This window comes from Actinomadura sp., assembly GCF_044508335.1.
Taxonomy (GTDB): Bacteria; Actinomycetota; Actinomycetes; order Streptosporangiales; family Streptosporangiaceae; genus Spirillospora.
This window is the reverse complement of sequence record NZ_JBIQHY010000006.1, coordinates 28,700-35,025: the sequence shown is the minus strand read 5'-3', so window position 1 is coordinate 35,025 and position 6,326 is coordinate 28,700. Positions and strand designations below refer to the sequence as shown.

The following is a 6,326-nucleotide window of genomic DNA, read 5'->3' as shown; positions in this document are numbered from 1 at the left end:
TCAGGCGACGTGGATCAGGCGACGTGGATCAGGCGACGTGGAACCGCCTCGGGCCGGCCGCGTCCGGTCCGCGCAGGCCGAGCCCGCCGGCCGCCGCGCGCGTCCGCTCGCTCATGCCGGCGCCCGTGACCGCCCGGACGGCGGCGGGGCGGACTCCGGCGCGGTCGGCCTCGGCGAGGAAGGCGCGCAGCCACTTCGCGTCCATCACCACGTGGTGGCTCGCCGTACCGAGCGACTCCCGGACGGCCTTCAGCCTCGCCTCGTCCCCGCCGGCCGCCTTCAGCAGGTCGGCGGCCGCCGCGGGGCCGAGCCGCTCGTACAGTTTCTCCGTGTAGTCGGGATCGTCGGCGTTGGCCCGGAGGTGCTTCCAGACCGCGTCGGGGACGGGCCCGCCGTCCTGGACGGCGGCCACGACGGCCAGGGCGTCGGTCTTGGCGGCCTTCGCGGCGGCCTGCCTCGTGGGGAAGTCGCCGATGTCCCCGGCGCCCCGCGGCGTCGGTCCGGGCGGCGTTCCACCGGGCGCCGTCCTGCGGGGCGGCGGCTGCGCGGGCCGGGGCGTGCCGACCGGATCGGTGCGCGGGTCGCCCGGCGGCGGCGCGGGCGCGGGCGGCGGCGGGGCGTCGACCCCGCCGCCGGGGGAGGGATGGGTGATCGCGTAGTTGTAGCGGCGCGACAGCATCCCGAGCTGGTCGGCGGCCCACTGCGCCACCTGGTCGGCCTGCCGGTAGCCCGCGGCCGGCACCCCCGGCGGGGGACGGTGCGCGTCGAGCCAGCCCCGGATCGCGTTCTGCGCGTCCTGCAGCTGCCTGATGACCCGGTCGAGCGCGGGCGGGTCGATGCCCCGGAACTCCGGGTCGCGCGCCGCCGGACCCGTGCGCATCTGCGCGGTCATCGCACCTCCGGAGGTCACCGTCGCCGACGTCTCCCGACTCCCCAGAATCACACCGCCGTCACCGACTGTCGAGTACCTTGCGCACCGATTCGTCGTCCCTGGCCACGACGGCGCCGTCCCCGGTCACGACGATCGGGCGCTGGATCAGCACCGGGTTCGCCACCATGACCTCGATCCACCGCGCCCGGTCGCGCTCCATGTCCTTGAGGCCGAGCTCCTTGGCGACCGGCTCGTTCAGCCGCGCCACGTCCCACGGCTCGGCGCCGATCCGGGTGAGCACCTCGTCCAGCTCGGCCGCGGTGGGCGGCTCGTCCAGGTAGCGGCGCTCGGTGTAGGCGACGCCCGCCTCGTCCAGCGCGGCCTTCGCGGCGCGGCTCTTCGAGCAGCGCGGGTTGTGCCAGATCTCCATCATTCCACCTCCGCGGGGGTCCCCCCGGTGATCCTCAGCAGTTCCTCGTACGACGTCGGGAAGACGGTGTGCGGGTGCCCGCCGGCCGCCCAGACCTCGTCGTACCTGTTCAGCCAGACGTCCACGAGCGTACGGATCGGCGCGGGGTGGCCGACCGGAGCCACGCCCCCGATCGGCTGCCCGGTCGCCTCCCGGACGAACTCCGGCGTCGCGCGCCGCACCTTCGCCGCGCCCACGAAGGCCGCCACCTTCGCGGTGTCCACCCGGTGCGCGCCGCTGGTCATCACCAGCAGCGGGACCCCGTCGGCGTCGAACACCAGGCTGTTGGCGATCGCGCCGACCTCGCAGCCCAGCTGGTCCGCGGCGGCCTGCGCGGTCGGCGCGGAGTCGGGGAGTTCGATGATGGACCCGGTGGCGCCCTGGTCCCGCAGGGCCTTCGCGACGATTTCGGCATTCGGATGCATGGGAAGCACTTTAAGCTTCCTCCATGCGCGGGATACCGATCGACGTGCGGAAAGGCGCGGTGCTGCTGGTCGCGGCCGCAGCGCTTGCGGGTTGCGACGGGACGGAGCAGGCGGCGCCCCGCGCACAGGAGGGCACGCCGGCCGCCACGGCGCCGGCGACGCCCACGCCGACGCCCACCCCCACGCCCACGCACCGCAAGCTGAAGCCGGGCGCGAAGGGCGACGACGTCAAGGAGCTCCAGCGCCGCCTCAAGGACCTCAACTACGACCCCGGCAAGGTCGACGGTAAGTACGGGCCGTCCACGCAGATGGCCGTGTGGGCGTTCCAGGCGGTCAACCGCATGAAGCAGACCAGCACCTTGGGCAAGTCCTTCTGGAAGGCCCTGGACGCGCCTAAGGAACCGCGCCCGGTGGCCAAGAAGCGCGAGAAGAACCGGGTCGACGTCGACCTGAAGCGGCAGTACCTCGTCCTCTACAAGGACGGCAGCCCGCGCCTCATCTCGCACATCTCGTCCGGTTCGGGGGAGTACTACTGCGCCAAGGACCGCGGCGCCACCGTCCCCCGGTGCCGCTACGCCACCACGGGCACGGGCGACTTCCGGACGGGTCGCCGCTTCACCGGCTGGGAGACCTCGCCCCTCGGGCGGCTCTACAACCCGATCTACTTCAACGGCGGCATCGCCTTCCACGGCGCGCTGGACGTGCCGAAGTACCCGGCGTCGCACGGCTGCGTCCGGATGCCGATGCACATCGCCGAGTACTTCCCGGGCCTGCTCGGGACGAACGTCCCCGTGCACGTCAGGCGGCCCCGCTAGCACGCCTCCGCGAACTGTCGTACCCCGCTGCTGTACTGCCGTCATGCCCGCTGACCTGCGGGTGGCGACACACCTTCGAACACGTTGACGAATCGCCGTCAGGGCGGTTTACTGTGAATGCGTCGAACTTATGTTCGACGTTGGCGCGGGACTCGCGGCCCGCGCCAGGGCGACGTCCCCGCCGATCGCGGTGTTTCGGCGGGACGGACGGCCGGGCGGAGTGAGGGGAAGCTCTCCGCCCGGCCGGCCCGAGCCCGGAAGGAGGCACACATGTCCGGAACGATGACCGCACGCGGAGTCCACTCCGCCGCCCAGTCCGTCCCGCCGCCGAGCCCGCGCCACCGCCCGCTGCCCGCGCCGCGCCCGGCGCACACGGCCGTCGGCCAGCTGCACGCCGCCCGCATGGGCCTCGCCGAGGCGGCCGAGGCCTCCTCGCCCGCCGTCCGCTACGTCTGCGCCCACCTGGCCGCGCTGCGCGCCGCCGCCGCGGTGCTGGCGTCCAAGGAGCCACTGGAGACCCACCGCCGCGGCCGGCCGCGCAGCGTGTGGGTGCTGCTGCCCGAGGCCGAGCCCGCCCTGCGCGAGTGGGCCGCGTTCTTCGCCGCCGGCGCCGACAAGCGCGCCGCCGCCGAGGCGGGCCTGCCGCGCGCCGTCACCCCGCGCGAGGCGGAGGAGCTCGTGCACGACGCCGAGGTCTTCGTCACCCTCGTCGAGGACACCCTCGGCATCGACGGGCAGCCGACCCTGCCCGTCCCGGAGGCCAGCTAGCCGTTACCGGAGGCCCGTCCCCACCCTCCCCACGGGACCGGCCGCGCCGGAGACCGGGGGCGGCCGCCGCGGGCCCCCACCCGCGGGCGGCGCCCCGGTTTCCGGCGGATCCCCGGACGATCGCGCCGGCGGCGGCCGCAATCCCCCCGAGCCGGCCCCGCCGGCGCGATCCCCGCCCGCCCGGGTTCTCCCGACCCGTCCCGGGACGCGCGGCGGGCGCCTGATAGACATCGCTGCATGACGGGAACGCTGCCGCTGGACGGGATGCGCGTGGTGGAGCTGTCCAGCTTCGTCGCGACGCCGCTGGGCGGGATGACGCTCGCGCAGCTCGGCGCGGACGTCATCCGGGTCGACCAGGTGGGCGGCGGCCCCGACATCGACCGGTGGCCGCTCGCCCCGTCCGGCCGGAGCCTGTACTGGGCCGGGCTGAACAAGGGCAAGCGGTCGGTAACCGTCGACCTGCGCTCCCCGGAGGGCCGCGAGCTGGTCGCCGGGCTCGCCGCGGAGAGCGGCATCGTCCTGACCAACGCGCCGCCGCGCCGGGGGCTCGGCTACGACGAGCTGAAGGCGGCCCGGCCCGACCTGATCCACGTCCAGCTCCAGGGCACCCGCGACGGCGGCAACGCCGTCGACTACACGGTGAACGCCGCCGCCGGCTTCCCCGCGATCACGGGCCCGCCCGGCCGGGACGCGCCGGTCAACCACGCGCTGCCCGCCTGGGACGTGGCGTGCGGCCTCTACCTGGCCGTCGGCCTCCTCGCGGCGGAGCGGCACCGCCTGCGCACCGGCGAGGGGCAGAGCATCCGCGTCGCGCTGCAGGACGTCGCCCTCGCCACCGCGGGCAACCTGGGCTATCTCGCGGAGGCGCAGCTGGGCGAGCCCAGGCGGCGCCTGGGCAACCACCTCTTCGGCGATTTCGGGCGCGATTTCGCCACCGCCGACGGCCGCGTGATGGTGGCGGTCCTCACGTCCCGCCACTGGCGCGACCTGGTCGAGGCGACGGGCCTCACCGAGGTGAGCGCCGCCCTCGAACGCGCCCTCGGCGCCGACTTCCGCCGCGCCGGCGACCGCTTCGCCTGCCGCGAGGCCCTCGGCGGCGTCCTGGCCCCCTGGTTCGCGTCCCGCACCTGCGACGAGGTCGGGGACGCCCTGGGGGGCACGTCCGTCCTGTGGTCCCGCTACCGCGACTTCGCCGAAGTGGCCGCCGCGCTGCACCGCGAGCCCCTCATGGGCGAACTCGACCAGCCGGGCATCGGCCCCCACCTGGCCCCCGGCTCCCCGCTCCGCCTCGGCGACGCCTCCCTTCCTCCCGCACCGGCGCCGACGCTCGGTGAGCACACGGAGGAGGTCCTGCGGGACGTCCTGAACCTGCCTCCGGAACGCATCGAGGCTCTGCGCGGCATCGGCGCCATCGCGGCCCCCTGACGCCGCGGGGAGTCCCGGCCGTGCGGGGGACGCGGTCCCGGCCCGAGACGGTGGGCCGGGGCGGTGGCGTTCTGTCCCGATATGAGAATGTTAGGGCTGCGAAGTACGGGAGGTGCGGTGGCGGCGCGGGGCGACCGCGGGCTGGTCCCGCTGCTGGCGTTCCTCGGCGTGATGGCCTACTCGCTGTCCATGGCCGTGGTGACGCCCGCCCTGCCGCAGATCCAGGACGGCCTGGACACCACGCCGGCGGGCGCGGCGTGGGCGCTCACCGCGATGACGCTGTCCGCGGCGGTCGCCACGCCGGTGGTCGGGCGGCTGGGCGACCTGTACGGGCCGCGCCGCGTGCTGCTCGCCGTGCTCGTGACCGCGGCCGCGGGCATGGTCGTCGCGGCGCTGGCCCCGAGCGTCCCGGTCATGCTGGTGGGGCGGGTGCTCAGCGGCGCCGGCGGCGGCGTCTTCCCGCTCGCGTACACGATCATCCGGGACGTCGTGCCGCCCGCCCGGACGGCGTCCGCGGTCGGCCTCATGTCGTCCATGCTCGGGCTCGGCGGGGCGGTCTCCTGGTGCCTGGCGGGGCCGATCATCGACTTCCTCGGCTGGCGGTGGCTGCTCTGGGTGCCGGTGATCGGGCTGGTGCCCGGCGCGGTCCTCGCCTGGTGGATCGTGCCGCGGCCGGCCCCGAAGAAGGCGGTCGGGGTCGACTGGTGGGGCGCCGCGCTCTTCGCCGCCTGGCTGGTGGCCGCGCTCACCGCGCTGACCGAGGGCATGGACTGGGGCTGGACGTCCCCGGGCGTCCTCGGCCTGCTCGCGCTGTCGGCCGTGACCGCCTGCGCCTGGGCGCGGGTCGAGGGCCGCGTCGCCGAGCCCCTGGTCGACCTGCGGGTGATGCGCATGCGCGGCGTCTGGACGGCGAACGCCGCGTCCCTGCTGTCCGGGTACGCGCTCATGGCGGGCGGCCTGCTGTTCCCGCTGCTCGTGCAGCTTCCGCGGGACACCGGCTACGGCTTCGGCGGGACCGCGACCCAGGCGGCCCTCCTCCAGCTCCCCGCGAGCATCGGCATGACCGCCGCGGGCATGGCGGCGGGCCTGCTCGACCGGCGGATCGGCTCCCGCCTGGTGCTGCTCGGCGGCGCGCTGACGACCGGCCTCGGCTACGCGTTCGTGGTCTTCCAGCACGCCGCCATGTGACAGCTCTACGTCGGCGGCCTGGCCAGGGGCATCGGCCTGGGCTTCGCCTACGCGGCCGTGGCGAACCTCGTCGTCGCCGCCGTGCCCGCGGGCGCGACCGGGGTGGCGACCGGCGTCAACACCCTCGTCCGCACGGTCGGCGCGTCCCTCGGGACGCAGATCAGCGCGGTCGTCATCGTGGCGGTCCCCGGCGAGGGCGGCTACACCGCCGGCTTCGCGCTGAGCGCCGCCGCCATGGCCGCCGTCCTCCCCCTGGCCCTGCTGGCCCCGCGCCGGCGCCTCGCCGGCGCGCGCGTGCGCGACGTGGACGGGCGGCGCGCCGTGGAGGCGCTCTGACGAGCGGCCTCGGCGCTGGACGGCGCCGC

At 75.6% G+C, this 6,326-nt stretch carries 8 protein-coding genes; 5 read left to right on the top strand and 3 right to left on the bottom strand.

Annotated features, from left to right (window positions below; all coding sequences use genetic code 11):
• Positions 1-28: 28 nt before the first annotated feature.
• From ACIWVC_RS04015 to ACIWVC_RS04005, 3 genes are read right to left on the bottom strand one after another with little or no spacing between them, the layout of a single operon-like run.
• On the bottom strand, positions 29-892 hold the full coding sequence (locus tag ACIWVC_RS04015; protein ID WP_396453803.1) for a hypothetical protein: 864 nt from the start codon (positions 890-892) through the stop codon (positions 29-31).
• Between the two features lie 58 nt (positions 893-950).
• Complete coding sequence (arsC, locus tag ACIWVC_RS04010; RefSeq protein ID WP_396448014.1) at positions 951-1,301, bottom strand: arsenate reductase (glutaredoxin); 351 nt, start codon at positions 1,299-1,301, stop codon at positions 951-953.
• The gene (locus ACIWVC_RS04005; RefSeq protein ID WP_396448015.1) at positions 1,301-1,765 is read right to left on the bottom strand and encodes a YbaK/EbsC family protein; all 465 of its coding nucleotides are present in this window, start codon (positions 1,763-1,765) and stop codon (positions 1,301-1,303) included. The genes arsC and ACIWVC_RS04005 overlap by 1 nt, the downstream gene beginning before the upstream one ends.
• 23 nt (positions 1,766-1,788) lie before the next feature.
• Between ACIWVC_RS04005 and ACIWVC_RS04000 the strand changes: the two genes are divergently transcribed.
• The 5 genes from ACIWVC_RS04000 (at position 1,789) to ACIWVC_RS03980 (ending at position 6,297) form a co-directional block, all read left to right on the top strand.
• Entirely contained in the window at positions 1,789-2,580 is a 792-nt protein-coding gene (locus tag ACIWVC_RS04000) for a peptidoglycan-binding protein (RefSeq protein WP_396453802.1), read from the top strand.
• A gap of 270 nt (positions 2,581-2,850) precedes the next feature.
• Positions 2,851-3,348: an SAV_6107 family HEPN domain-containing protein gene (locus tag ACIWVC_RS03995; RefSeq protein ID WP_396448019.1), complete on the top strand. Its 498-nt coding sequence runs from the start codon at positions 2,851-2,853 to the stop codon at positions 3,346-3,348.
• Positions 3,349-3,585: 237 nt separating this feature from the next.
• Positions 3,586-4,773, top strand: coding sequence for a CoA transferase (locus tag ACIWVC_RS03990; protein ID WP_396448020.1), 1,188 nt, complete (start codon positions 3,586-3,588; stop codon positions 4,771-4,773).
• Between the two features lie 117 nt (positions 4,774-4,890).
• On the top strand, positions 4,891-5,961 hold the full coding sequence (locus tag ACIWVC_RS03985) for an MFS transporter (RefSeq protein ID WP_396453801.1): 1,071 nt from the start codon (positions 4,891-4,893) through the stop codon (positions 5,959-5,961).
• 57 nt (positions 5,962-6,018) lie between these two features.
• Entirely contained in the window at positions 6,019-6,297 is a 279-nt protein-coding gene (locus ACIWVC_RS03980) for a hypothetical protein (protein WP_396448022.1), read from the top strand.
• Positions 6,298-6,326: the final 29 nt, after the last annotated feature.

Excerpts from the sequence above, each read along its gene's own strand:
- ACIWVC_RS04015 (WP_396453803.1), bottom strand. The coding sequence starts at position 892 with ATGACCGCGCAGATGCGCACGGGTCCGGCGGCGCGCGACCCGGAGTTC.
- arsC (WP_396448014.1), bottom strand. The coding sequence starts at position 1,301 with ATGGAGATCTGGCACAACCCGCGCTGCTCGAAGAGCCGCGCCGCGAAG.
- ACIWVC_RS04005 (WP_396448015.1), bottom strand. The coding sequence starts at position 1,765 with ATGCATCCGAATGCCGAAATCGTCGCGAAGGCCCTGCGGGACCAGGGC.
- ACIWVC_RS04000 (WP_396453802.1), top strand. The coding sequence starts at position 1,789 with ATGCGCGGGATACCGATCGACGTGCGGAAAGGCGCGGTGCTGCTGGTC.
- ACIWVC_RS03995 (WP_396448019.1), top strand. The coding sequence starts at position 2,851 with ATGTCCGGAACGATGACCGCACGCGGAGTCCACTCCGCCGCCCAGTCC.
- ACIWVC_RS03990 (WP_396448020.1), top strand. The coding sequence starts at position 3,586 with ATGACGGGAACGCTGCCGCTGGACGGGATGCGCGTGGTGGAGCTGTCC.